This is a genomic window from Staphylococcus argensis (genome assembly GCF_002902305.1).
Taxonomy (GTDB): domain Bacteria; phylum Bacillota; class Bacilli; order Staphylococcales; family Staphylococcaceae; genus Staphylococcus; species Staphylococcus argensis.
In genome coordinates this window covers 529,306-556,066 of sequence record NZ_PPPX01000001.1, presented here as the reverse complement: position 1 = coordinate 556,066, position 26,761 = coordinate 529,306, and the positions used below count along the sequence as shown (strand labels likewise).

Here is a 26,761-nt window from a genome sequence, read left to right as displayed (position 1 = left end):
AATTTGTTAAACCCTAGCTACGATAATATTTGTAGCACTTTTGACTATTTTATGAAACGGGTTCCATTACCATAGAGATTTGATGACACTTTCACATTTTTTCATATGATCTTCGCCGACTTTTTTCATAAAGTAAAAGCTAATTGAAGCTGAGATCGCTTGACCTACTACTGGGAACCATTTCGTTTGTTTCGCCGCTGCACGTTTGGCTACATCACGAATGACGACTTTCAAGATGGCGTTAGACACCTTTTTACCGATAAATTGGCTACCTTGAATCGCCGCAGCAGAGAAGATACGTTGTTTCGTGTCATCGCCTAGAGAATTCACTTGTTTGTGGTCTAAACCATACAATTTGTTTAAATCTTCGATGATATCGCGCATTAATTTAATATCTACGCCGAAGTCTAAGCCAGGAATCGGCACGACACTCATTCCAGAAGAAAGTAGAGATTTCTTCTTCACTAATGACATCGCACGACGATGACGTTCCTTTAACTCTGCTTTCGTAGTAGGAATATTGCTTTTCTCTTTAATCTCTTCAATATTGAGAACTTTATTTCCAATCTTACTAGTGACATCGTTTGTAATCTTATTAGTAAAACTCATGATCATCGCTCCTCATAGTTAATTATTCACAAGACTACATACCCGATTCAACACAATTTATTTAAGTTGGACGAAAATTGCTTTCAAATACTTAGATGGTTTGTAATGTGGATGTGTCTTAAAGTCTTTAGGTAAGCCCATCACTTCAGCAAACTCAAAGTCCACGCCTGCATTATTTAAAGTCTGTTTAATCACTGATTTAAATTGTTTCTTCGTAAACTCACTGTGATTTGTACATAAGAGTAACGTTCCTTGAGGGGCAACAATATTCAGCGCACCTTCGATTAATTTGTCGTAGTCTTTCTGAACTGAGAATGTTTTCTTTTTATTACGCGCAAAGCTTGGCGGATCAATAACGATAGTGTCATACGTGATGCCGTGACGTTCAGCATAGCGGTAATAATCAAAGGTATCCATGACATAGATGTACTGCGTTTCAGGATCGATGCCGTTAATGCCGAAATTCTCTTCAGTGAGCTCGCGTGAACGATTAGCGAGATCCACACTTGTCGTCGTCTTAGCTTCGTTCGCTGCCACTACTGAAAATGCACCTGTGTAACTAAAGAGATTCAACACATCACGTTGTGACGCAAAGTGATCACGGAGCTTCTTACGCACATCTTTCTGGTCAAGGAAGAGTCCTGTCATCATGCCATCATCAAGATTGACGTTATAGAATGTGAAGTTCTCCTCAATGATAATAGGAAATTCCGGCGCATCGCCTTCAACAAAGCCACCTTCATGAGTGTGGTTAGGGAAGCGCATCTTCTCGTAAATAGACGTGTAATCAAACACTTGTCGAATCGCTTGTAGAATTAAATATCTAAATTTGTAAATCCCTTTCGAATACCATTGAATCAGCAAGTGGCCATCGTAATTATCGATGGTTAAACCACCGACACCGTCTCCCTCTGCATTAAAGAGGCGGAATGCATTCGTCCCTTCAATATGATAGAAATAATCTCTTTCTGCTTGCGCTTCTTCAAATAAATTCACGAAGAATGAGGCATTAATATCTTCTGTTTGATCGTAACTCAATACCCAGCCAAGCCCTTTATGTTGATGACCAACGTAGGCCGTGGCAATATAACTTCCAGCGTCTGTCACAAGTTGAAAGATGTCCACCTCTTTCAAATGATCGTGTGCATAGAGATCCGCTTGATCTATTAACGGATAGTGATTTAAATACTTCTTCTCTTTACCTTTATTCAATGTCGCTGTCTTCATCTCTGACACTTACATCCTTTCTATTTATGCACTGTTATTGTGTGATTACTTTAGATTTCAATTCAACAATATCATATTCTACGTTCACATAGTTTATCATTCTTTGGTGAGCTTATCCTATGATTTTTCATATTCTTACTCGTTACTTCTATCCTCTCCTATTCCCCACTGGAATTCAATTCTCTCTTTAAAGTTGCAATGTTGTAGGAGAGACTTTAACAGTTTTTAAAAAAGCAGATACAGAAACCGAGTTGATTTCCATATCTGCTACTCATACTCAATTTTAATTTTTAAAATTAACAACTTACTTCGAATCTAAAGATTCCATTCTCTCTTTATCATTACGATCAGGTTCACGTAACTTAATCACGAAAGCGACGATAACTGCGATGAGCATAATGAACAGAATTGGCGTGATGAATGTTGAGAATAATTGACCGTGAATCATGATATTCGCAAACTCTGTAAATAACTTGAAGAAGAGTATGCTAATAATAAATAGATGTAAATAATAGAATCGATTTTTAAAGTAATTGGTTAGCGTCAGTAAGACGTAAACAACCATAATTAACATCAGTAAGAATAAAGTTATCCATTCAATAACGTATTGCGTTTGTGATAACTCCCAATTTCCTGACATAAACAGTGAACTTCTGTTGTGCAATTCGATGAGTGTAAAGAAGAGCATAATGCCTGCACAAATCAATTCAATATATAATGATTTCAACCATTTCGGTTTGCGCATCCATTTAGGTACATCGTCTTCTTGAATATCGATACGTTGTTTCCATTTATCCACGAATTGATCTTTCTTGTTACGCATTTTTTCAATATCCATGCTACGACGTGTCTTGTGTGTAATCTCAGTCGTTTTATCTTGTAAATGTTTAATACGTTCTTTCGTTTGGTTCGTCACTGACTCTTTGTTAGTTCTTGATAATTCTGGTTCTTCTTCACCTAACTCTTGCTTAGTTAATGGAAGAGAACGACGTAAGAATAAGAAGTTCCAAATTGCCATCTGACCGAGTAACCACATGACTAAGAAGAACGCATTCACACTTAGAATGTCGATCGGAATAATATCATTGTTATCTACACGGCCGTATAGCACCACTTGCGTGATAAGATAAGAAATACCGTAACTAAAGATAATCCATAAATAGTGATATTTACGATGATTAGGATTTAAATCGTCTTTATAAACGATATAACCGATATGAATGATAAATGGAATCACAAAGATAATCGCAAAGAAACTATAAACTTGTGTCATTAAGACGAGTGTAATGATAAAGAATAATATTCCAATTACTAAGAAGAACACTGAAATATCGTAGTCATAAGATGTTGTTCTAAATAACAGAATACCTATACCGATAACTAACAAACCGAACAGGATGATGATAATCGCACTGACGATTGGAAAGTTACCAATAAACGTACTCATGACTCGGATAATTTCGGCAAAGAATGCGTTAATAAAGTCCCATACATTATGTATGTGTAAATTAATCTTATCTTTCCCATTAAGCATGTGAATGAAAGATAAATTGAGTAATATAATAACACCTATTAACAGTGCGACTGCACCGATAATATAGCTGTATATAATTTCGGCGTGTTTTTTAAGGAAAGACATTCATTTCACCTCAAAACAATTATATATGAACATATCCATGTTGTCTCTATATCGTGCAAGAAATAGGTCTAGAGACCGAAATTTCTTACACTTTTTCTCACTTATAAATGTGTAACCGACATTGCGCATTTCAGTATGTAAAAACACTGACAATGAGTGACGACGGTAACAGTACTTCGTCACATCCATTTATAAATTGAGTTTCTTTTCTATAAACAAGCTAAGTTGCGAGTTGAAATCGCACTACACGCTAATTATGTAGTAATGAATAAAGTGCACAAGCCAATAAGTAGTTGGTCTTGCGCCCCACCTTTCACAGTTACATATGACCTCTTCGTTCGAATGTGAGATAAGTATGTAAATTATAACGCACGCGACCTATCAACACAACTTACTTCTTCTATTTCCATTTCACCCGTTAAAGAAACAGATTTTACAACATAATTGTGTATAAATCATTTAAAACGGGTATAATACTAATGGTAAGAATAATCAACAAAGGAGTCTGATTCCTATGACAAGTGAAGATAAGAACAAACAAGCAGCTGAACAAGCTAAAGAACAAGAAGAACAGTTAAAGGATAAGAAAGAACAAGCTGAAGATAACGTTAAAGAAACAAAACAAAACGTCCAAGATTCTTTAGATTAATATCCAAACATCGTTCAAATTCTACACATTTTATTCGTAAGATAAACACTAACCCTATAATTACTAGTCGCAAAGCACACGTCATGTACCTCTTATTTCATGTGGCGTGTGCTATTTTAATGTAATTATACCACTTAACGAAGTGCCCACACCTCACTTCTCTCACATATCTCAAGAAAGCCTTGACAATCGTTCTCAACCAGTCTACATTAGAATTAAATTACAAATCAATCTAACGCACTAGGGGTGTTATGTTATAACTGAGATGAGGTAGAACCTCAAACCCTTTGAACCTGATCTAGATGATACTAGCGTAGGAAAGTGAGCGATTACTATTATGTTAAGCTCTGCCTTTAATGGCATGGCAGAGCCTTCATCCAATGTTTATTTCTTTCTGTTTGTTTTTCGCGCAACTTCTAGATGAGGTTGTGCGTTTTTTATTGGGAGGAAATAGATATGACAAGAGCTTCAAGAGGTTTAAAGCTATCCGACATACTCGTCACAGTCTTAATCGCAGTGGTCTTTGCGATTATTTATAACGTTTGGCATTTCGTGTATGATTTTTCTAAAATATCTGGTTTACATGTGGAAGAAATCGTCTACGGCATGTGGTTTATGGCAGCAGTGGTTGCCTATCTCATCATTCCTAAACCCGGAATCGCAATTCTAGCAGAGTTTGCAGCAGGTGCTGGTGAAACAATCGTTATGGGTCGCTTTGATGTCCCTACGATGATTTACGGTTTACTCCAAGGTGTCGCATGTGAGTTTATCTTCCTCATCTTCCGCTACAAGTCTCGTTCAGCTGCAGTAGCTATGCTTGCTGGATTAATGGCTGCGATTATTACCTTGCCACTCGACTTCGCGTATGGCTACCTTAATGAGTTATCAGGTTGGAACTTAACACTGTACATTGTCTTCAGATTAATCGGTGGTCTGTTAGTCGCCGGTTTACTTTCATACTACATCATCAAAGCGCTAGATCAGACCGGAGTGACCAAACTCTTCAGACCTGCATCTAAAAAAGATTACGATAACTTGTAAGGAGACGATACTGTGCTATCGACTAAAAATTTACGTCTGAAGTACCCGAATGGTGAACATAAGATCTTCGACGGCCTCGATTTAACAATTCATGACAAAGAGAAAGTACTCTTACTCGGCCCCTCTGGGGCGGGTAAGAGTACCTTATTAAATGTGTTAAGTGGCATCGTTCCTGAATTAATTGAACTACCGATGAAATATGATGAGTTACATATTGATGCGCACTGCGGCATGATCTTCCAAGATCCTGATACGCAGTTCTGTATGCCGAAAGTGAAAGAAGAGTTGGGCTTTATTCTTGAGAATCGCCAAGTTCCACGCTCAGAAATGGATCAAGCGATTCAGCGTGCTTTAGATTCAGTGGGTCTCAATGTGGATCCCGACCAGTACGTGAATCAACTCAGTGGTGGTATGAAACAGAAATTAGCGATCGCAGAAACATTGCTACAACAAGCCGAAACCCTTTTCCTAGATGAGCCAACAGCCATGCTTGATACAGAAGCTACAGCTGAGTTGTGGAGCAAGATCAAAGATTTCTGGGAAGATCAAACTGTCGTGATTGTGGAGCACAAGGTTGAGCATATTTGGGAACATATCGACCGTGTAATCCTCCTCAATTACAACGCAGAAATTATCGCTGATGACAAACCAGAAGCGATACTCGCTCAACACGAGGAGCTGTTAACTGAGTACGGGGTATGGCATCCAAACGCGTGGGATTATGCACCTCAAGCACAGGATACATCCTCCACCACTACCGAACCTGTCTTTAGTTATCAAGATGGTGCTATTCGTCGCGGTAACAAAACACTGATTGCGCTCGACGCGTTTAACGTTTCCTTAGGTGAGTGGATTACAATTACAGGTAAAAATGGTACCGGTAAAACGACATTACTCGAATCGATGATGCAGTTGATCAAATATGATGGCAAGATGACCTATAACGGGCATTACTTAAAGAAGATCAAAGATGCAGCGCAACATATGTATCTAGTATATCAAAATCCAGAACTGCAGTTTATTACCCAATCCGTATATGATGAAATCTTTATTCAGTTTAGTCAAAAAGATAATAAACAAGCACAACAACAGACAGAAGACATGTTACGTTTACTCAATTTGGAACGCGTGCAGAACCAACATCCATTCGAATTGTCTATGGGGCAAAAGCGTCGTCTGAGTGTGGCAACTGCGCTAAGTTCGCCAGCAGACATCATCATGTTGGACGAACCTACCTTTGGATTGGATAGCCATAATACCTTTAACTTAATCCAACTCTTCCAAGAACGTGTAGCTCAAGGTCAGACGATTATCATGATTACCCATGATCCAGAAATTATTGCACGTTACCCCTCTCGACAAATTCACGTCGAAGATCAACAGTTACATGAAGTAAGAAAGACGGGTGATATGCATGTTTGAAGCATGGAAAGTACGCAATACCTTTGTCCATGACGTCAACGTAATTACGAAGATTGTGATGGCGATACTCTTATTCGTCTTCGTGATCTTTATACACCAATTCGATATCATGATTTATACAACAATACTGATGTTTCTGTTCTTAGTCTTGTTTAACGGAGTGCAGTTTAAAGTTGTTGGTATCTTTACGTTCTTCGCTATCTTATTTGCAATCATTTCATCTTTATCGATGATTTTCTACGGCGAAGGTACCCATACACTGTTCAAATTAGGATTTATCCATATCACGCGTGAAAGTTTCATTCGAGGCATTCACTTATCGTTACGTCTATTAACGGTCTCTTCTATGGGGATACTGATTTCATTAACATCTGAAATCGTTATGATCTTCTATAGTATGATGCAACACTTGAAAGTGAAACCGAAATTCGCCTATGCGTTTATGGCAGCCATTCGTATGGTACCAATAATGATTACATCATTTATCCAATTGCGTCATTCGCTCAAGATGCGTTATCAAGTTATTGATGCACATCACTATCGTGGGCTTAAACGTTTGAAACATTTGTTTATCCCATTACTCAGTCAGAACATCCGCCGTGCACATCAACTTTCTGTCGCGATGGAGAAGAAAGGTTTCCAAGATGGTCCACGAACGTATTACTACAAAGCACCATTTTCATACAAAGATCTCGTGTTTATCGTCGTGACCATAGCACTACTCGCCATCAGTTGCTACCTTGCTCATGTGCTACCACTGACAGGTATTCCTGATGTGCGTAGCCACAATTTCTAGCTAATTGTCTTACGTTTTGTAAAATGCAAACTGATGTTGCAATAAGAAAGCAGGATTGCTTGATAACAGCACTTATTGATAAGCAACACCAATTGTTAAAAATGTATTGCCTTAATTAATAGACTTCACGAAGATACGCGTGCTTCATTACAGCGTAAAAACCCCGCTCCATACTTGATATGGAACGGGGTTGTATTATGTCTCATTATAACTTTAACGTACAACTGCTATATTTAATCGCTACATTAGCTTAGCGTAACGCCTTGTCACTAATATCACTACGATAGAATAAAGCATCGTTAGCTACGGGTGCTACTGCTTCATAAGCAGCTTTCTTCGCTTCAGCAATATCTTTGCCTTCTCCTAAAGCCAGGATGACACGACCACCTGAAGTGACGAAGTGGTCGCCTTCTTTTTTCAAACCACTAACGAAATATCTACCTTCATCTAAAGTAAAGCCAGAGACTTCTTTACCTTTCTCATAACTACCAGGATAGCCTTTAGATGCAAGCATCACACCGACAACAGCTTGATCTTTCCACTTGAAGTGAATCGGTTGTTTCGCATCTAAGTCGAGGATGTGTTGCATCAAGTCACTTTCCATGCGTGTGAGTAAGACTTGCGCTTCAGGATCGCCGAAACGAGCATTAAATTCAATGACTTTCGGACCTTCTTTCGTGAGAATGGCACCGATGTACAATAGCCCGAAGAAATGATACCCTTCTTGCTCCATCGCTTGAACAATAGGTTGTGCAATTTTACGATTCGTTTCTTCGTTTACATCTGAGCTGACATGTGGCACAGGACAGTATGCCCCCATTCCGCCAGTGTTCGGACCTTGATCATTATCGAACGCACGTTTATGATCTTGCGCAATGCAATCGAATGGCACGGCATAGTCACCATTAACGAAAGTCATCAATGAGAATTCTTCACCCTCAAGGAAAGTCTCGAAAACTACAGTTTCGTCGTCAGTAGGATATAATTTTTCAACTGCATCTACTGCTTCTTCGTAATTCTCTGCAATAATAACACCTTTTCCTGCTGCAAGACCATCTTTCTTTAATACCACTGGGTAGTCGCAAGATTGAATATATTCCTGCGCTTCTGCCTTGCTAGAAATTTCACGATAGTCAGCCGTTGGAATATCGTACTTAGCCATCAATTTCTTCGCAAACGATTTAGAGCCTTCAATTTGCGCTGCAGCTTGAGTTGGACCAAAGACTTTAATATCTACGTCTAACAAGCGATCTGCTAACCCTTCAGTCAATGGCTGTTCCGGACCTACAACGACCCATTCAATACCCTGTTGTTGCGCGAAATTAACGATGTCATCATGTGCATTTTCAGCAATATCAGTGTGAACTTCAGCGACTTGAGCCATCGCGTCACTGCCTGGAATCGCATGAACTTCGTCAACGAGTGGCGATTGATTTAACTTATGTGCAAGTACATGTTCACGCCCACCTGCACCAATCACTAACACTTTCATCTTTCTACCTCCTGTAGTTGAGATTAATGTTTAAAATGACGTTCTCCTGTCGTTACCATAGCAATGCCATGTTTGTTCGCCATATCGATAGAATCTTGGTCTTTGATTGAACCACCTGGTTGAATAATTGCTTTGATACCATGTTTCGCAGCGAGTTCTACAGTATCATCCATCGGGAAGAAACCGTCTGAAATCATCGCGACGTTATCATCAATACCGATAGCTCTTTCAATTGCAATTTCAGCAGAACCTACTCGGTTCATTTGCCCTGCACCAATGCCGACTGTTTGTTGCGGGTTGCTCAAGATGACAGCGTTACTTTTAACTGCTGCAACGACTTTCCAACCTAAGAGCATCGCATCCCATTGTGCTTCAGTAGGCTCTGCATCAGTTACGACCTTCATATCTTCACGAGTGATTGTTGAATGGTCTTTCTCCTGAACGAGGTAACCGCCAGAAACAGAGACGAACTCTTCTTCATCATCATTGACTGACATATCAATTTCTAACAAACGGATATTCTTCTTCTGTTGTAATACATCAAGTGCATCTTGAGAGAATTCCGGTGCAATAACGACTTCTAAGAAGATACTGTGCAATTGTTCAGCAAGTTCTTTGCCTACTGGGCGGTTGAGCGCAACGATACCACCAAAGATTGATTGACTATCCGCTTCATAAGCACGGTTGTAAGCTTCTTCAATAGTGTCACCCACACCTACGCCACATGGATTCATATGTTTCACCGCTACTGCAGCTGGCTGTTCAAAGGATTTCGCCAATGTTAACGCTGAGTCTGCATCTTTAATATTATTAAAGCTTAATTGTTTACCATGAAGTTGTTTTGCTCCTGCAATCGTATTCGGAGCTTCAGATTCACGTACGAAGTAAGCGGATTGTTGCGGATTCTCACCGTAGCGTAGTGATTCTTTACTATCTTTGAAAAAGTTAACAATCGCATGATCGTAAGCATTCGTATGTTCGAAGACTTTAATCATTAATGATTTACGATATGCTTCATCTAACTCGTCGTTGCGTAGACGTTGAATCACTTCAGCATAATCTTCAGGATGAACAATTGTCGTCACGTGTTTGAAGTTCTTCGCTGCGGCACGTAACATCGTTGGACCACCGATATCGATGTTCTCAATCGCATCCATTTCAGTGACATCTGGGTTCGTCACTGTTTCTTGGAAAGGATAAAGATTGACAACCACCATATCGATCAGGTCAATATCTTGTGCTTTCAATTGTTCAAGATGTTCAGGTTTATCACGATCAGCAAGTATACCGCCGTGAACCGCTGGATGTAATGTCTTAACACGTCCATCCATAATTTCGTCGAACTGCGTTAACTTTGAGATAGATTGCACAGGTACACCGGCTTCTTCAATCGCACGCATCGTACCTCCAGTAGAATACAATTCGTAATCTAATTCAGTTAATGCTCGCGCGAAATCTACGATACCTGCTTTATTCGATACACTTAATATTGCTTTCTTCATTACGTTATTTCGCCCCTCTTATTGAATAATTTCAGCTATGACTTTCGGATAAAGTTCATATTCAAGTGATTTCACTCGTTGTTCTAAGTCTGCTTTCGTATCATCTTCATAAATTGGGCACTGACGTTGTTCAATAATTTGGCCCGTATCCATACCACTATCAACATAATGGACAGTAGTTCCTGTTTCTTTATCACCACTAGTAAAAGCTTGACCAATGGCATCGACGCCCTTGTACTTCGGTAACAATGACGGATGGATATTCAATATTCTACTTTCATAAGCATCCAGGATAGTAGCACTAATCAGTTTCATGTATCCTGCTAGAATAATCCATTCCACACCTTCACGTTCTAGCTGTTTGAGCATTGCTCGTTCATAATCTGCTTTTGTGGCGTAATCTTTCAATTCAGTGATGTGAACATCTAAATTGAATGGTTGTGCACGCTGAATGCATTCCGCTTCAGCTTGATCTGTATAAAGTGCTGTTACTTCAATATTCGGTAACTCTCCTGCTGTCACACGTTGCATGATATTTTCGAAATTTGTGCCTGAACCAGAGGCAAAGATCGCTACTTTAACCATAGATTAAACTCCCTTTACCGTAATTGGTTCTTCTGCTTCAGTAATGTTACCGATATGGTACGCCTCAACATCTTCTTTAGCTAAAATGTCTATCACACGTTCAACATCTGATTCATCGACAACTAACGTAAAGCCGATACCCATATTGAAGACATTGTACATTTCTTCTGTCTCAATTTGTCCTTGTTGTTGAATCCAATCAAAGACTGGCGGTGTTGGGAAAGTCGTCACATCGACTTCAGCTGACTTGCCTTCTGGTAAAGCTCTAGGAATGTTTTCGTAGAAACCGCCACCTGTAATATGCGTCATCGCATGAATCTTCACTTGTTCTTTAACTGCTAGTACAGGTTTAACATATAGACGTGTCGGTTCAAGGAACACATCTAAATAAGATTTACCATCAACGAAAGTATCATTTAAATCAATATCTGATTGTGCAATTAAACGACGAACGAGACTGTAACCGTTAGAATGTACACCGCTTGAAGCTAAGCCAATAATTGCTTGTCCTGCCTGTACACTACTGCCGTCGATGTAGTCATCCTTTTCAACAGCTCCTACAGCAAATCCAGCTAAATCGTACTCACCTTCATGGTACATTTCGCCCATTTCTGCAGTTTCGCCACCGATCAATGCCGTATTCGTTTCTTCACAACCATCACTGACACCTTTGACAATCTGTTCGATCACTTCGGGAACGACCTTATTTGTCGCGATATAGTCTAAGAAGTAAAGTGGTTCTGCACCTGTCGTTAAGATGTCGTTCACACACATCGCGACTGCATCGATACCAATCGTATCGTGTTTGTCATGATCAATCGCAAGTTTCAGCTTCGTTCCTACACCATCTGTACCTGAGACCATTACTGGCGCTTTCATATTGAGTTGAGATAAATCAAATGTCGCACCGAAACCGCCAAGGCCACCGAGTACTTCTGGACGCATCGTTCTCTTTACATGGCTCGACATACGTTCTACTGCTTCATAACCTGCGTGAATGTCCACGCCAGCTTCTTGGTATGATTTAGACATTAAGATTCCCCTCACTATCAAAGTATTGTTTGTTTTGATCTAAATATGCTTTCTGTCTGTCACTTAAGTTTGCTTTGTAATCCGCTTCGTAATCATATAAACCTGCAGGATAATCGCCAGTAAAGCTTTCTACACATAGTCCACTATATGGCGAATCAACATCAAGTCCGATGGAATCAATTAATCCATCTACTGAGAGATAAGCTACTGAATCCGCACCGATGTGTTCACAGATTTCTTCTGGTGATTTATTGGCTGAAATAAGTTCAGCTGTCGTTGATACATCGATGCCATAGAAACTTGGGAACATAAATTCTGGAGAAGCGATGCGCACATGAATTTCTTTAGCACCTGCTTCTTTCAACATACGTACGATACGTTTACTCGTTGTACCGCGTACGATCGAATCATCGACGAGCACGATATTTTTACCGTGCACAATGTCCTTAACGGGTGATAACTTCGTACGAACACCTTGTTCACGTAGTTCTTGTGTCGGTTGAATAAACGTACGTGCCACGTATTGGTTCTTAACTAGTCCCATTTCGTAAGGCAATTTCATCTCTTCAGCATAACCAGATGCTGCTGATAGTGAAGAGTTCGGCACGCCGATAACCATATCCGCAGTTTCAGCTGGACTCTCTTGAGCCAATCGTTTACCTGACGCTTTACGCACCGCATGCACGTTCTTCCCTGCAATCGTTGAATCTGGACGTGCAAAGTAGATGTATTCCATTGCAGAAATCGCTGTGTTCGTATGTTCTGTATAACTTTCCACGCGGATACCTTCGTCATTGATCACCACATATTCACCTGCATGAATATCACGGACAAATTCTGCACCGAGCACGTCAATCGCACATGTTTCACTTGCGATGATATATGCACCATTTGGCATTTGTCCTACGACTAATGGGCGAATTGCGTTCGGATCTACTGCGCCGTAAAGTCCTTCTTTAGTTAAAATGGCAAACGTAAAGCCACCTTTAATAATACGTAGACTTTCTTTTAAAGCTTCTTCAAATGTAGGCTGCTTACTACGACGAATTAAGTGCATGATTACTTCTGTATCAGATGAAGAATGGAAGATGGCACCTTGATGTTCTAACTCTTGGCGTAAGCTTTGTGCGTTGATTAAGTTACCATTGTGGCACACCCCTACACTCATATCGTAAAAGTGATACAAGAACGGTTGAATGTTCTCAATACCTTTGTTGCCTGATGTTGCATAACGGACATGACCAATGGCATATTGATAGTCTTGTAAGTGACTCATCTTCGTCTTATTGATGGCATCTGTCAGCAAACCTAAACCACGTTCACTGACAAATTCTTTACCATCTGAACAAACGATACCTGCACCTTCTTGACCACGATGTTGTAAACTGTGTAAACCCATGTAAGTCAGTTGCGCTGACTCAGGATGATTCCAAATACCAAACACGCCACATTCTTCATTTAATCCGTTGAAGTCATACATTGAGGAATTGCTCCTTCCCAAGCTTGTTTTAATTGATCAGCATTGCGTGAAATTGTAGTTGAACCGTTCTTCACAGTGAAGGATTGATCGTTAGTGATGTGACCAATTTTAACTGCATCTGGCATATCAAATGACTGACCTTCTTTAACTGTGACTAAGTAACGTCCTTGTGTTTCACTGAAGAGTTGTGCATCTGAAACGTCTACTTCGACATCTAAACCTAAATCGTAGTGTGCACTGAAACGAGCGAGTGTGATAAGCAAGCCACCTTTACCTACTGTTTGAACATGTGATAAGGCGCCGTCTCTAACTGCTTGTGCGATGTGTTCCCCTTTAGCTACTTCGTCAGATAGATCAATCGCTTCAAATTCGTGGTTCACTGAGCCGTGGAGTAACTTCTCGATTTGGCTGCCACCGAAATCATTACGTGTACCACCTACGAGATAAACTTCTTCGCCTTGAGATGGATGGAAGTCTTTCAAGTAATCGATGTCTTCGATTAAACCAACCATACCTACGACAGGTGTTGGGAAGATCGACGTCTTCGGTGTTTCGTTATAAAGCGAAACGTTACCGGAAACAACAGGTGTCTTCAATGTTTCACAAGCTTCAGCCATACCTTTCGTAGAATCGATGAGTTGTTGATAGATTTCTTTCTTCTCTGGAGAACCGTAGTTTAAGCAGTCTGTCATCGCTAGCGGTTTCGCACCTACTGCAATTAAGTTACGGTACGCTTCTGCTACGACCATCTTACCGCCTTCGTAAGGTTGATTGAATACGTAACGTGCTTCACCGTCAATTGTTGAAGCAATCGCTTTATTCGTACCTTCAACACGTACGACAGAAGATTGTAAACCTGGCTTAACAATCGTATTCGCACCTACTTGTTGATCGTATTGTTCATAAAGATAACGCTTAGAAGCAATCGTTGGATGTGTAAACAATTGATCAAATGTTTGTTCAACATCCACTTGGCTGTAGTCATTTTTACTCGTATTATACTCTTTCTCTTCGCCTTCAAGAATGTATTCAGGCGCTTCGTCAGCAAGTGGTTGAACTGGAATATCTGCGTACACTTCATCTTCGTAAGTGAGGACGAAGCGGTCCGTATCTGTCACTTCACCAATTACTGCACTGTCTAGCTCATGATCTTCAAAGAGATCTAAGAATTTTTGTTCTGTACCCTTTTCAACTACAAGCAACATACGTTCTTGCGTTTCGGATAACATCATTTCGTAAGGAGAGATACCTTCTTCACGAACAGGTACTTGGTCCAATCTTAGATGCATACCACTGCCACCTTTAGCAGCCATTTCAGAAGAAGATGATGTCAGACCTGCAGCACCCATGTCTTGAATACCAACGAGTTCTTTATATGTAATGGCTTCAAGTGTAGCTTCCATCAATTTCTTACCAACAAATGGGTCACCGATTTGTACAGAAGGACGCTTGCTTTCACTTTCTTCGTTTAACTCTTCTGATGCGAATGTCGCACCATGGATACCATCGCGACCTGTCTTCAAACCGACGTAAATCACTGAGTTACCTTTCCCTTTAGCTGTACCTTTCTGAACCATATCGTGATCGATGACACCGACACACATCGCGTTAACGAGGGGGTTACCATCATAGCGTTCGTCGAATTCGATTTCACCTGCTGTTGTAGGAATACCGATACAGTTACCGTAACCACCGATACCTGCGACTACGCCACGTAATAAACGACGATTCTGCTTCTCAGTTAACTCGCCGAAACGTAAACTGTTAAGCAGGTTGATTGGACGCGCACCGATAGACACGATGTCACGGATGATTCCGCCGACACCTGTAGCTGCACCTTGGTACGGTTCAACTGCGGATGGGTGGTTGTGAGATTCAACTTTGAAGACGACTGCTTGTTTGTCGCCAATATCCACTACGCCTGCACCTTCACCAGGGCCCATGAGAACATGTTCGCCTGTCGTTGGGAACTGTTTCAAGAACGGTTTAGAGTGTTTGTAGGAGCAGTGTTCACTCCACATTACTGAGAAGATACCAATTTCTGTAAAATTCGGTTGGCGTCCAAGAATTTCGCATACTTTGTCGTATTCAGCGTCTGTGAGTCCGAAGTCTTTATATAGCTTCTCTGTTCTAATTTCTTCACTGCTTGGTTCGATAAATTTAGACATTTTGTTCCCTCCAACTTTTCACCATGGCTTCGAATAACTTCATACCACTATCAGTACCTAAGATTGCTTCAAGCGCACGTTCTGGGTGTGGCATCATACCGCAAACATTACCACGTTCGTTGACGATACCAGCGATATCTTCGTGTGAACCATTTGGATTATCAACATATTTCAAGATGACTTGATTGTTGGCATGTAAGTCATTGTATATTTCATCCGTACAATAGTAGTGACCTTCACCGTGAGCGACTGGGTAAACGACAACTTCATCTTTATCATAGAGATTTGTAAAAGCCGTATCGTTATTCACTACTTGTAATTCTTCGTTTCTGCTGACGAATAAATGCGAATCATTATGTAGCAAAGCACCTGGTAGCAAGCCAATTTCTGTAAGAATTTGGAAACCATTGCAGACACCAAGCACAGGCTTACCTTCTTCAGCTAAACGTTTCACTTCTGTGATGACTGGCGCAACACTTGCTACTGCGCCTGAACGTAAATAGTCACCGAACGAGAAGCCGCCAGGGATGAGTACACCATCGAAACCTTCAAGTGATGTTTGACGATAATCTACGTATTCTGCATCGACACCTGCTTTAAGCGCAGCATTGAGCATGTCACGGTCGCAGTTCGATCCAGGGAATCTAAGCACTGCAAACTTCATTAGAATTTCTCCCCTTCTTCAACAACTTTGTAGCTATATTCTTCAATGACTGTATTCGCAAACAATTTCTCACTTAATGTTGTCACGATATTATCCACCGCTTCATCTGACGCTTCGTCTACAGTTAGGTAAAGTACTTTACCAACGCGAATATCGTTGACTTGTTCGTAACCTAAATCATGTACGGCACGTGTTAAAGCTTGTCCTTGCGTATCTAATACTTGCGGTTGTAATGTGATGTGTAATTCGATTTTTTTCATTATTCAACGTCCTCCAATTTAGTTAAAAATGCTTGATAAACATCTAAGATTGAACCTCTATCTTCACGGTAAACGTCTTTATCAAAGTTCTCGTCACTGTCCAACGCCCAAATACGGCATGTATCTGGAGAGATCTCATCAGCGAGAATAATTTGGCCATCTTCTGTGCGACCGAATTCAATCTTGTAATCCACGATTCTTAAATCCATCTTAGCCATCAATTCTTTTAAATGTTGGTTGATACCTAACGCTGCTTCTTTTAACGTAGCGATTTCATCATCATTCGCTAAGTTAAGTAATTTCACGTGATCGTCTGTGATAAGCGGATCGTTAAGGTCATCATTTTTATAGAAGAATTCCACGAGAGGTTGTTCAAATTCGTGACCTTTGTCGAAACCAAGGCGTTTAGTGATAGAGCCTGCTGCGATATTGCGAACCACGACTTCTAGTGGAATAATTTCTACTTTTTTAACTAGCTGTTCAGTGTCAGAAAGTTGTTCGATAAAATGACTTTCAAGCCCTTGATCTTTTAGGTATTGAAAGATTTTAGACGTAATGAGGTTGTTCAAACGACCTTTACCTTCTAAATGATCTTTCTTAGCTCCGTTGCCAGCTGTCACTTCATCTTTATACTCCACGCGAAGTACATCATCTTGATCTGTAGTGAATATACGTTTCGCTTTACCTTCATATAATAAAGACATTATTGGTTTCTCCCTTCAAAACGTTGTAGCATTTCTCGTTCAGTTTGGTCGACATCGTTTGTTAAGATCGTCATGTGCCCCATCTTACGGTCAGGTTTACGTTTTGTCTTACCATAGATGTGCACGTGCCATTCTGGATGGTCGCCAAATTGATCTTCAAGTAAATCTAAATCACGGCCAAGTAAATTCATCATTACTGCCGGTTTTAAAATTTCAATTTCTTGAGGCAATTGTTGTCCTGTTACTGCAAGGATATGCGTATCGAATTGAGAATAATCACACGCTTCAATTGAATAATGACCTGAATTATGAGGTCTTGGCGCAATTTCATTTACATAGAGATGATTATCTCGATCGATAAAGAATTCAACAGTGAACGTACCTACGAAATGGATATAATCTGTAATCTTCTTCACTTCATCGCGAGCTTCAGCTTCTTTATCTGAGCGCGCAGGTACAATTGTTTTAAAGAGTATTTGGTTTTGGTGTTCATTCTCTTGGAGAGGGAAATAAGTGATCTGATTATCGTTACCAATCGTTACAGTTAACGATACTTCTTTAGCTAAATCGACAAATTGTTCGGCAACACATTCTTGATTCTCAATTAATGTACGTGCTTCGTCTAAATCGTCTTCGCTTTGAACCAAGATTTGTCCTTTTCCGTCGTAGCCACCAAAGCGCGTTTTCACCATAAACGGATAACCTAGTTTGTCGACCGCGCGTTCGATATCGCTAGGTTCAGTGAGCTGTTCAAATGGAACAATTTGCGTTCCAGCAGCTTGTAAAGATTGCTTTTCAGTCAAGCGATCTTGGAGTAATTCAATCGCTTGATAACCCTGAGGAATATTGTAGCGTGAAACGAGCGCTTTCAATTGTGGAGCAGAAATATTCTCAAACTCGTATGTAATCACATCCGATTGCTCACCTAATTGTTCGAGCGCTTCCATGTCATCATAAGGTGCATTGATAAATTCGTGTGCAACATGTTGGCATGGACACTCAGCATCCGGATCAAGCACGATTACACGGTACCCCATCTTCTGAGCGGATTGCGCCATCATCTTACCTAATTGACCGCCGCCGATAATACCAACTGTTGCACCAAAGGAGAGTTTATTGAAGTTCACTTTGCATTTCACTCACTTTCTCAGCTAAAGACTTTTCGTAATTTTGCAAGTTTTCTTGCACTGAAGTATCTTGAAGTCCTAATATTCTGGCAGCTAAAATACCTGCATTCTTCGCTCCAGACTTACCGATAGCTGTTGTAGCAACAGGAATACCACCTGGCATTTGTACAATAGAAAGTAATGAATCTAATCCTTGAAGTGCTTTAGATTCAATCGGTACACCTATCACTGGAAGTGTCGTCATTGAAGCAATCATACCTGGAAGGTGTGCAGCGCCTCCAGCTCCCGCAATGATAACGTCATAACCATTGAGTCGTGCTTCCGACGCGAAATCTACCATTAATTTAGGCGTACGATGTGCAGATACGACTTGTTTATCGTACGGAACGCCTAATTCTTCTAACATCTGACAACTTTCTTTCATCGTAGCCCAGTCAGATGAACTACCCATGACAACTGCCACTTTCATTATGAACACCCTTTCAAAGATTTGAAATTCACATTACATAAGTTGTATATTACATGTATAAGGATAACAACAATTCATGAGTATTTCAATTTAAAATCGAACTTTATCTGAATTTCTTGTGTCAATTTACGTTTATTGGTATAAATTTGATTGACCTACTCGGGAAATGTAAGGATAGAGTGAATCTAAACAAGGAGGATTTGGTTTATGTCTGCTAAGGTATTAGACGGTAAACAAATTGCAAAAGATTATCGACAAGGACTTAAAGATCAAGTTGAGGAATTAACTTCTAAAGGCTACACTCCAAAGTTATCTGTTATTCTCGTAGGTAACGATGGCGCAAGCTTAAGTTATGTTAAATCTAAGAAGAAAGCTGCAGAAAAAATTGGTATTACTTCAGAAATCGTACATTTAGACGAAGATACTTCAGAAGAAGAAGTGTTAAAAGAACTTGATCGTTTAAATAATGATGACTCAGTAAGTGGTATCCTCGTTCAAGTACCTCTTCCTGATCAAGTCAGCGAACAAAAAGTATTAGAATCTATCGACCCAGCGAAAGACGTAGACGGCTTCCATCCTGCTAACATTGGTAAACTTTATATCGATGAACAAACTTTCGTACCTTGTACTCCACTCGGTGTAATGGAATTACTTAATCACGCTGACATGGATTTAGAAGGTAAAAATGCTGTCGTTATCGGCCGTAGTCACATCGTAGGCCAACCTGTTTCTAAATTACTTTTACAAAAAAATGCGACAGTAACGATCTTACACTCACGTACGAAAGACATGCATGCACATCTTAAAGATGCAGACGTTATCGTAAGTGCGGTAGGTCGCCCAGGACTTGTAACGAAAGACGACGTTAAAGAAGGCGCTGTAGTTATCGACGTAGGTAACACACCTGATGAGAACGGTAAACTTAAAGGTGACGTTGAATACGACGAAGTGAAAGAAGTTGCCGGCGCGATCACTCCAGTTCCTGGCGGTGTAGGCCCAATGACAATCACTATGGTGCTTAACAATACGTTATTAGCTGAAAAAATGCGTCGTGGAATTGAATAATTCCTCTCATTATATGAGGAAAGCAATTAAGTATAATTCGTAATTGCATTTTAGACCTTTCATAGTATTTATAATAGAAAGGCACACATTGTTCTAATACGAATTAAATATTTGCGTTTCATTATGTATATAAGGATAGAATTAGGATTGAATTAACTTTCCAATTCTATCCTAATTTTTTTGTTAATATTTCTATTATCATCTTCTATAATAGTTGAAACGCATTATTAATATATTAGATGTGTGTGATTACTATCTGATTAATATCAAAACCTTATACTTTTATAAAGTTTGTTATTCAATACCTCACTAAACTTTATTTCACTACATTAATATATAAGTATTTGTATTATCGTTAATACATTAGCGAGTTCTTTCATATTATATAGATGTAGTTTTATGCTTCATCCAAATTTATTCAAAAGGATTTTAAATTATTACCATCGCCTTTTCAATATTGTTATTTCAGTCATTCCCCCTACTTTTCTATATTAAGACCATAGTATGATGTATTTTCAATTCGCATAAAGTATAGTATAGTTAAGACTAAGTTGTGACTTGATACGGAGGTAAATCGTTATGAACAAATTACTACAGTCATTATCAGCTATTGGAGTCTCAGCAACATTGGTTTCTCCTAACTTAAATGCCGAAGCCACAGATAATTCTACGCCTGAAATCAAAGGCGCTAAAGACGTCGTTGTAGAAAAGGGTTCAGAATACAACGTACTCAATGGTATTACAGCCTTCGATAAAGAAGACGGCGATTTAACCGATCAAATTACCGTAGAAGGTCACATTAATACGAACCAAACAGGCAGATATAAAATTGCTTATCAAGTGAAAGATTCAGACGGTGGCGTTGACACTTCAACGCGTTATATCGAAGTTAGATAAGTCTGTCAGACCTCGTTAAACCTGTCCGTTTAATTCATTCATTATGAATATCATCATTTTAGAATACAATTTCTATCGCAAGTTAAAACGCGCATTTACGCTGTCGCAATAAAGTGTGATGAGTTAGTATTTGACGCTATGTATCGTCAATTTTATAAAATTGACGATAGTCACAAAATGTACACATAAATTTAACAATTGCTTCAAAGCCCGTCAGACGCCGTGTCTGTAGGGCTTATTTTAAATTTACAACAATTTTTTTGCCGTAAGTACTTGTAAATATTCCGTAATATCTTAAAATTGATGGTAAGCCCTACAATTGTAGTATTAGGAGGTCAAAAAAGTGTCAAAATTTAAGTCTTTGCTTCTATTATTTGGCTCACTAATTTTACTTAGTGGCTGTTCAAACGTAGAAGTCTTAAACCCAAAAGGGCCAATAGCAAGCGACTCTAAATTCTTGATTATGTATTCAATCATTTTCATGCTTGTTATTGTCGCAGTGGTGCTTATCTTATTCGCTGTTTTCCTTTTTAAATACCGCTTAAAAGGAAATGACGAATCAGGTAAAATGCATCACAACTCTTTAATCGAAACAATTTGGTTTATTGTTCCGGTTCTTATCGTAACTGCTTTAGCGATCCCAACTGTTAAATCGCTTTACACTTACGATGCGCCACCGCAAAAAGATAAAGATCCAATCGTTATCTACGCAACAAGCGCTGGTTATAAATGGTTCTTCTCTTATCCAGAAGAAAAAATTGAGACAGTTAACCATTTAACAATCCCTAAAGATCGTCCTGTTGTCTTCAAGCTCCAATCAATGGACATGATGACAAGTTTCTGGGTACCACAACTCGGTGGTCAGAAATACGCAATGACAGGAATGACAATGGATTGGACATTAACTGCGGATCAAACTGGTACATTCCGTGGACGTAACTCAAACTTCAATGGTGAAGGTTTCGCACGTCAAACATTCGATGTACATTCAGTAAGTCAAAGTGACTTTGACAAATGGGTAAAAGATGCTAAGAAACACAAAACACTCGATCAAGATACGTTCGACAAACAACTTTTACCTACTACTGAGAACAAGAACCTAACATTCAGTGGTACACACATGGCATTTGTTGACCCAGCGGCAGATCCAGAGTACATCTTCTACGCTTACAAACGTTATCACTACGTTCAAAAAGATCCTAACTTCAACTCTGAAGAAGAGATCAAGAAAGATGTATTGGACAAACCAGATAAAGACAAACCTGCTCGTAAACATCAAATCACAAATGCTAACTACAAACGTCACGGTATGTCAGAAATGATCTTACCAAACGACAAACCATATAATAATGAGTTCAAGAAAAAAGAACATCATAATATGGATGAAATGGAAAAAATCTCTAAAGGTGCTAAAGATGACAAAGAGTCTAAGCACGACAAAGATCATGAACATGGAGGTGGACATTAATGAATTTTCCATGGGATCAATTGATAGTACAAGGTAACTGGATGATTACGGCGGCTCAAATTGCTGCGCCATTTTTAGTCATCGCGCTAATCGCTGTAATTAGTTACTTCAAATTATGGAAATATCTATTTAAAGAATGGTTCATGTCCGTTGACCATAAGAAAATCGCGATCATGTACTTAGTCTGTGCTGTATTAATGTTCGTCCGTGGTGGTATTGATGCGATGCTCATTCGTACTCAATTAGTAATGCCAGACAATAAGTTCTTGGAATCAAACCACTACAATGAAATCTTTAGTACACACGGTGTTATCATGATTATCTTTATGGCAATGCCTTTCGTATTCGGTTTATGGAACGCTGTTGTTCCACTTCAAATCGGTGCACGAGACGTTGCCTTCCCAGTACTTAACAACGTAAGTTTCTGGTTATTCTTCTCAGGTATGGTATTATTCAACCTTTCATTTATCGTAGGTGGTTCACCTGCTGCAGGTTGGACTAACTATGCACCACTTGCAGGAGAATTCAGTCCAGGACCAGGTGTCAACTACTACTTAATTGCGATTCAGATTTCTGGTATCGGTACATTGATGACTGGTATCAACTTCTTCGTAACAATCTTAAGATGTAAGACACCTACTATGAAATTTATGGAAATGCCAATGTTCACTATCACAACGTTCATTACTACATTGATTGTTATCTTGGCGTTCCCAGTGTTAACAGTAGCATTAGCATTATTCACTATCGATAGAATCTTCGGTACTGATTTCTTCACTGTTGCTAACGGCGGTATGCCAATGCTCTGGGCAAACTTCTTCTGGGTTTGGGGGCACCCCGAAGTTTATATCGTTATCTTGCCAGCATTCGGTATCTACTCAGAAATTATCCCGACATTTGCGCGTAAACGCTTATTCGGTCATAAGAGTATGATTTGGGCAACAGCAGGTATCGCATTCTTAAGTTTCTTAGTATGGGTTCACCATTTCTACACAATGGGTAATGGTGCGTTAATCAACTCATTCTTCTCAATTACAACAATGATGATCGGTATTCCTACCGGTGTTAAATTATTCAACTGGTTATTCACTTTATTCCAAGGTCGAATTACCTTTGAATCACCAATGCTATTCTCACTAGCATTTATCCCTAACTTCCTACTCGGTGGGGTTACAGGTGTAATGCTAGCGATGGCAGCAGCCGACTTCCAATATCACAACACTTACTTCCTAGTGGCACACTTCCACTACACATTAGTTACTGGTGTTGTATTCGCTTGTCTAGCTGCATTAATCTTCTGGTATCCTAAGATGATGGGATACAAACTCAACGAGACATTAAACAAATGGTGCTTCTGGTTATTTATGATCGGATTTAACGTTTGTTTCTTACCACAATTCGTTCTCGGTTTAGATGGTATGCCACGTCGTCTATACACTTACATGCCAGAAGACGGATGGACTACACTTAACGTGATTTCATCTATCGGTGCACTATTAATGGCTCTAGGTTTCTTATTCCTAGTAGCAAGCATCGTTTACAGCCATATCAAAGCACCACGTGAAGCTACTGGTGACAACTGGAATGGCTTAGGACGTACTTTAGAATGGTCAACAGCATCAGCTGTACCACCTAAATATAACTTCGCAGTTACTCCTGATTGGAATGACTACGACACATTTGTCAACATGAAAGAACACGGTCGTCACTTCTTAGACAACCGTAACTATAAAGACATTCACATGCCTAACGACACATCAGTCGGCATTTGGATGTGTCTCTGGTTCACAGTCGGAGGTTTCTTCTTAATCTTCGAAACAATCGTTCCAGCTATCATCTGTCTCTTAGGTATCTTTGGTACTATGATTTACAGAAGTTTCCAAATCGATCATGGTTACCACATCCCTGCTTCAGAAGTAGCTGAAACTGAAGAACGTCTACGTGAAGAACGTAGAAAAGAAAAGGAGGCTGTAAGTTATGAGTCATAATACAACAACTATTGATTCACGTTCACATGAAGGTAATTTGAATAAACTTGGCTTCTGGATCTTCCTTACAGCTGAATTTGCATTGTTCGGTACCTTGTTTGCAACGTTGCTTACGTTGCAACATGGTGGCGACTATGCCGGCAAAATGACTACAGAACTATTTGAATTACCATTAGTATTAATAATGACTTTCGCATTGTTAATCAGTTCTTACACTTGTGGTATTGCAATTTACTACATGCGTAAAGAACAACAAGGCAAAATGATGTTCTGGATGATTCTCACTTTACTTCTAGGTGCAGTCTTCGTAGGATTCGAAATTTACGAGTTCGCGCACTATGCATCTGAAGGTGTGAATCCGACAATCGGTTCTTATTGGTCAAGCTTCTTTATCCTATTAGGAACTCACGGTTGTCACGTAACATTAGGTATATTCTGGATCATTTGTTTATTAATCCAAATCGGTATGCGTGGATTAGACTCATACAATGCTCCAAAATTATTTATCGTAAGTTTATACTGGCACTTCTTAGATGTTGTTTGGATCTTCATCTTCACTGCCGTATATATGATAGGGATGGTGTATAGCGGATGAATACAATAGCAAAACACACAGTTGGTTTCATTGCCTCTATTGTTTTAACGATTCTCGCAGTATTTGTAACACTATACACATCTATGACTTTAAATGCTAAGATAACTATCATCTTTGGTTTCGCCTTCATCCAAGCTGCAGTTCAATTACTCATGTTCATGCACTTAACTGAAGGTAAAGATGGTAACTTACAAAGTTTCAAAGTTATCTTCGCCATCATCATTACGCTTGCGATCGTTATCGGTACGTACTGGGTAATGCAAGGTGGTCACTCTCACCACTTATAAGATGTATAAGCTGTGAGTATAGAAGGCTTCTCTTCGGAGGAGCCTTTTTTCTTATGCTCAAAATTGCTTGATTCCTCGATTTCCTTTTTCTTTTGTCCTTTCTTCGCTTAGTTAGGTAAAAATGAATGCAATTCCCCTATTGCTTCTAATTGATAAATCTTAAGAAGAATCTGAGATAATTTTAAAAATATTTAATTTTCAATGTTTAAACTCTCGCTTGCTTATGGGACCACACTCAACTAATTCTTTTCGCTCAAAGAGCTCTAAGAATGGATTTTCGTTGTGGTCTAGTTCCATCAAGCGTCTCGAGTACACATTGAAAATCTATTCGAAATAAAATATTCAAGATGATACCGAATCGTCTCTTTTTCACTCCCTCTAACAGGAAATCCCACGCACAGTTCTTATCCTTTCCTAACTTCAAATCATCTCTCTTGCGCCCTATCTTAAAAAATTCAGCAAAACTCTACATTTTTACTATTAATCAAAAGTCATGCTTCTACAAATTTTTTCATTAAACTAACTACTAATAACAATTGCTCTTCTTAGCATTCGTAAATCTATTCGTTGTACAATGAAGGTAAGTTTAACGTTCAAGGAGGATGACTTATGCAAATGAAACAACCGATAATTATAGATACAGATCCAGGTATTGATGATGCAGCCGCAATTAGTATTGCGCTCAATCACCCTCAGTTCGATTTAAAAATGATAACTACAGTGAATGGCAATGTAGGCATCGAGAAGACCACAGCTAACGCTTTGAAACTAAAGAAATTCTTTAATAGTAATGTTCCAGTTCACCGAGGTGCTTCACAACCGCTTATGGCGAATATTGTTGATGCAAGTGAAGTTCATGGAGAATCAGGAATGGCTGGTTATGAATTCGAAGACGTCAATGAAACTGAATTATCGTCTACCCATGCAGTGGAAGCTATGAGAGATGCATTACTTCAAAGTGATGAACCGATTACGCTCATCCCTATAGGTCCGCTGACAAATATTGCCCTTTTACTCAAAACCTATCCTGAAGTGACTGCACATATTAAAGAAATCGTCTTGATGGGTGGTAGTGCTAACAGAGGTAACATCACGCCTGCAGCTGAGTTTAATATGTATTGCGATCCAGAAGCAGCACAAATCGTCTTTGATTCTGGATTACCATTAACGATGGTTGGTCTTGATGTGGCACGTAGCTCAACGCTCCTACACGAACATGTCGATGAACTCAAGGATTTGAATCAAACTGGAGATATGTTGCATCAAATGTTCAAACATTATCGTGGAGATGATTTTGAAAAAGGCATTAACGTCTACGATGCATATACGTTACTCTTCCTACTCCACCCTGAACACTTCAAAGTAGAAGAGGCTCATGTACAAATTGAAGTTCAAGGCGAGTTAACGAAAGGTATGACTGTCACAGACTTTGACTCAGAGTTTCCTAATACGAGTGTCGTAATGTCTATCGACCCAGAACGTTTCAAAGACTTATTCTTCGATGCATTACGTCATGCGAAGTAATCTACTTACACTACCTAGTTCATAAAAAATAGCCCTAAGATGATTTCGCCATGAAATCGTCTTAGGGCTGT

25 protein-coding genes and 1 riboswitch are annotated in these 26,761 nt (G+C 39.5%); of the genes, 11 read left to right on the top strand and 14 right to left on the bottom strand.

Going from position 1 to position 26,761, the window contains the following annotated elements; all coding sequences use genetic code 11:
* Window positions 1-66: 66 nt before the first annotated feature.
* The 3 genes from CD039_RS02790 to auxA form a co-directional block, all read right to left on the bottom strand.
* Window positions 67-609 (bottom strand): hypothetical protein, encoded by a 543-nt coding sequence (locus tag CD039_RS02790; protein WP_049406862.1) that lies wholly within the window; start codon window positions 607-609, stop codon window positions 67-69.
* A gap of 57 nt (window positions 610-666) precedes the next feature.
* Window positions 667-1,836 carry a class I SAM-dependent rRNA methyltransferase gene (locus tag CD039_RS02785; RefSeq protein ID WP_103371030.1) on the bottom strand — a complete coding sequence of 390 codons (1,170 nt, stop codon included), beginning with the start codon at window positions 1,834-1,836 and terminating at the stop codon, window positions 667-669.
* A 304-nt stretch (window positions 1,837-2,140) separates the two neighbouring features.
* The gene (gene auxA, locus CD039_RS02780; RefSeq protein ID WP_103371029.1) at window positions 2,141-3,475 is read right to left on the bottom strand and encodes a lipoteichoic acid stability factor AuxA; all 1,335 of its coding nucleotides are present in this window, start codon (window positions 3,473-3,475) and stop codon (window positions 2,141-2,143) included.
* Between the two features lie 514 nt (window positions 3,476-3,989).
* Here auxA and graF point away from each other — a divergent pair.
* From graF to CD039_RS02765, 4 genes are all read left to right on the top strand, one after another.
* Window positions 3,990-4,124: a glycopeptide resistance-associated protein GraF gene (gene graF, locus CD039_RS11925; protein WP_206169766.1), complete on the top strand. Its 135-nt coding sequence runs from the start codon at window positions 3,990-3,992 to the stop codon at window positions 4,122-4,124.
* 232 nt (window positions 4,125-4,356) lie between these two features.
* Window positions 4,357-4,461: riboswitch (TPP riboswitch) on the top strand.
* Between the two features lie 119 nt (window positions 4,462-4,580).
* On the top strand, window positions 4,581-5,165 hold the full coding sequence (locus CD039_RS02775; RefSeq protein WP_103371028.1) for an ECF transporter S component: 585 nt from the start codon (window positions 4,581-4,583) through the stop codon (window positions 5,163-5,165).
* A 12-nt stretch (window positions 5,166-5,177) separates the two neighbouring features.
* The gene (locus tag CD039_RS02770; protein ID WP_103371027.1) at window positions 5,178-6,587 is read left to right on the top strand and encodes an ABC transporter ATP-binding protein; all 1,410 of its coding nucleotides are present in this window, start codon (window positions 5,178-5,180) and stop codon (window positions 6,585-6,587) included.
* On the top strand, window positions 6,580-7,383 hold the full coding sequence (locus CD039_RS02765; protein WP_103371026.1) for an energy-coupling factor transporter transmembrane component T family protein: 804 nt from the start codon (window positions 6,580-6,582) through the stop codon (window positions 7,381-7,383). The genes CD039_RS02770 and CD039_RS02765 overlap by 8 nt, the downstream gene beginning before the upstream one ends.
* Window positions 7,384-7,633: 250 nt before the next feature.
* Here the strand turns inward: CD039_RS02765 and purD are convergent, their stop codons facing one another.
* From purD to purE, 11 genes are read right to left on the bottom strand one after another with little or no spacing between them, the layout of a single operon-like run.
* Window positions 7,634-8,875, bottom strand: a complete 1,242-nt coding sequence (gene purD, locus CD039_RS02760) for a phosphoribosylamine--glycine ligase (protein ID WP_103371025.1) — start codon at window positions 8,873-8,875, stop codon at window positions 7,634-7,636.
* A 23-nt stretch (window positions 8,876-8,898) separates the two neighbouring features.
* Window positions 8,899-10,377 (bottom strand): bifunctional phosphoribosylaminoimidazolecarboxamide formyltransferase/IMP cyclohydrolase, encoded by a 1,479-nt coding sequence (gene purH / locus CD039_RS02755; protein WP_103371024.1) that lies wholly within the window; start codon window positions 10,375-10,377, stop codon window positions 8,899-8,901.
* A gap of 18 nt (window positions 10,378-10,395) precedes the next feature.
* A complete protein-coding gene (gene purN, locus CD039_RS02750) occupies window positions 10,396-10,962 on the bottom strand; it encodes a phosphoribosylglycinamide formyltransferase (RefSeq protein WP_103371023.1) in 567 nt (188 codons plus the stop codon).
* 3 nt (window positions 10,963-10,965) lie between these two features.
* Window positions 10,966-11,994 (bottom strand): phosphoribosylformylglycinamidine cyclo-ligase, encoded by a 1,029-nt coding sequence (purM, locus tag CD039_RS02745; RefSeq protein WP_103371022.1) that lies wholly within the window; start codon window positions 11,992-11,994, stop codon window positions 10,966-10,968.
* Window positions 11,987-13,474 carry an amidophosphoribosyltransferase gene (purF, locus tag CD039_RS02740; RefSeq protein ID WP_103371021.1) on the bottom strand — a complete coding sequence of 496 codons (1,488 nt, stop codon included), beginning with the start codon at window positions 13,472-13,474 and terminating at the stop codon, window positions 11,987-11,989. Before purF ends, purM begins: the two co-directional genes overlap by 8 nt.
* A complete protein-coding gene (gene purL, locus CD039_RS02735; protein ID WP_103371020.1) occupies window positions 13,453-15,642 on the bottom strand; it encodes a phosphoribosylformylglycinamidine synthase subunit PurL in 2,190 nt (729 codons plus the stop codon). The genes purF and purL overlap by 22 nt, the downstream gene beginning before the upstream one ends.
* Window positions 15,635-16,306, bottom strand: a complete 672-nt coding sequence (purQ, locus tag CD039_RS02730) for a phosphoribosylformylglycinamidine synthase I (protein ID WP_103371019.1) — start codon at window positions 16,304-16,306, stop codon at window positions 15,635-15,637. The genes purL and purQ overlap by 8 nt, the downstream gene beginning before the upstream one ends.
* Window positions 16,306-16,566, bottom strand: a complete 261-nt coding sequence (purS, locus tag CD039_RS02725; protein WP_103371018.1) for a phosphoribosylformylglycinamidine synthase subunit PurS — start codon at window positions 16,564-16,566, stop codon at window positions 16,306-16,308. The genes purQ and purS overlap by 1 nt, the downstream gene beginning before the upstream one ends.
* Window positions 16,566-17,270, bottom strand: coding sequence for a phosphoribosylaminoimidazolesuccinocarboxamide synthase (purC, locus tag CD039_RS02720; RefSeq protein WP_103371017.1), 705 nt, complete (start codon window positions 17,268-17,270; stop codon window positions 16,566-16,568). Before purC ends, purS begins: the two co-directional genes overlap by 1 nt.
* A complete protein-coding gene (gene purK, locus CD039_RS02715) occupies window positions 17,270-18,397 on the bottom strand; it encodes a 5-(carboxyamino)imidazole ribonucleotide synthase (protein ID WP_103371016.1) in 1,128 nt (375 codons plus the stop codon). The genes purC and purK overlap by 1 nt, the downstream gene beginning before the upstream one ends.
* The gene (purE, locus tag CD039_RS02710; protein WP_002471940.1) at window positions 18,384-18,866 is read right to left on the bottom strand and encodes a 5-(carboxyamino)imidazole ribonucleotide mutase; all 483 of its coding nucleotides are present in this window, start codon (window positions 18,864-18,866) and stop codon (window positions 18,384-18,386) included. The genes purK and purE overlap by 14 nt, the downstream gene beginning before the upstream one ends.
* 207 nt (window positions 18,867-19,073) lie before the next feature.
* Between purE and folD the strand changes: the two genes are divergently transcribed.
* From folD to rihC, 7 genes are all read left to right on the top strand, one after another.
* A complete protein-coding gene (gene folD / locus CD039_RS02705) occupies window positions 19,074-19,931 on the top strand; it encodes a bifunctional methylenetetrahydrofolate dehydrogenase/methenyltetrahydrofolate cyclohydrolase FolD (RefSeq protein ID WP_002471878.1) in 858 nt (285 codons plus the stop codon).
* 579 nt (window positions 19,932-20,510) lie between these two features.
* Window positions 20,511-20,828: a DUF5011 domain-containing protein gene (locus CD039_RS02700; RefSeq protein ID WP_103371015.1), complete on the top strand. Its 318-nt coding sequence runs from the start codon at window positions 20,511-20,513 to the stop codon at window positions 20,826-20,828.
* 343 nt (window positions 20,829-21,171) lie between these two features.
* Entirely contained in the window at window positions 21,172-22,296 is a 1,125-nt protein-coding gene (gene qoxA / locus CD039_RS02695; protein WP_002471887.1) for a cytochrome aa3 quinol oxidase subunit II, read from the top strand.
* A complete protein-coding gene (gene qoxB / locus CD039_RS02690; protein ID WP_103371014.1) occupies window positions 22,296-24,284 on the top strand; it encodes a cytochrome aa3 quinol oxidase subunit I in 1,989 nt (662 codons plus the stop codon). The genes qoxA and qoxB overlap by 1 nt, the downstream gene beginning before the upstream one ends.
* On the top strand, window positions 24,274-24,879 hold the full coding sequence (gene qoxC, locus CD039_RS02685) for a cytochrome aa3 quinol oxidase subunit III (protein ID WP_103371013.1): 606 nt from the start codon (window positions 24,274-24,276) through the stop codon (window positions 24,877-24,879). Before qoxB ends, qoxC begins: the two co-directional genes overlap by 11 nt.
* Entirely contained in the window at window positions 24,876-25,166 is a 291-nt protein-coding gene (gene qoxD / locus CD039_RS02680; RefSeq protein WP_040806519.1) for a cytochrome aa3 quinol oxidase subunit IV, read from the top strand. The genes qoxC and qoxD overlap by 4 nt, the downstream gene beginning before the upstream one ends.
* 615 nt (window positions 25,167-25,781) lie before the next feature.
* Entirely contained in the window at window positions 25,782-26,690 is a 909-nt protein-coding gene (rihC, locus tag CD039_RS02675; RefSeq protein WP_103371588.1) for a ribonucleoside hydrolase RihC, read from the top strand.
* Window positions 26,691-26,761 lie beyond the last annotated feature (71 nt).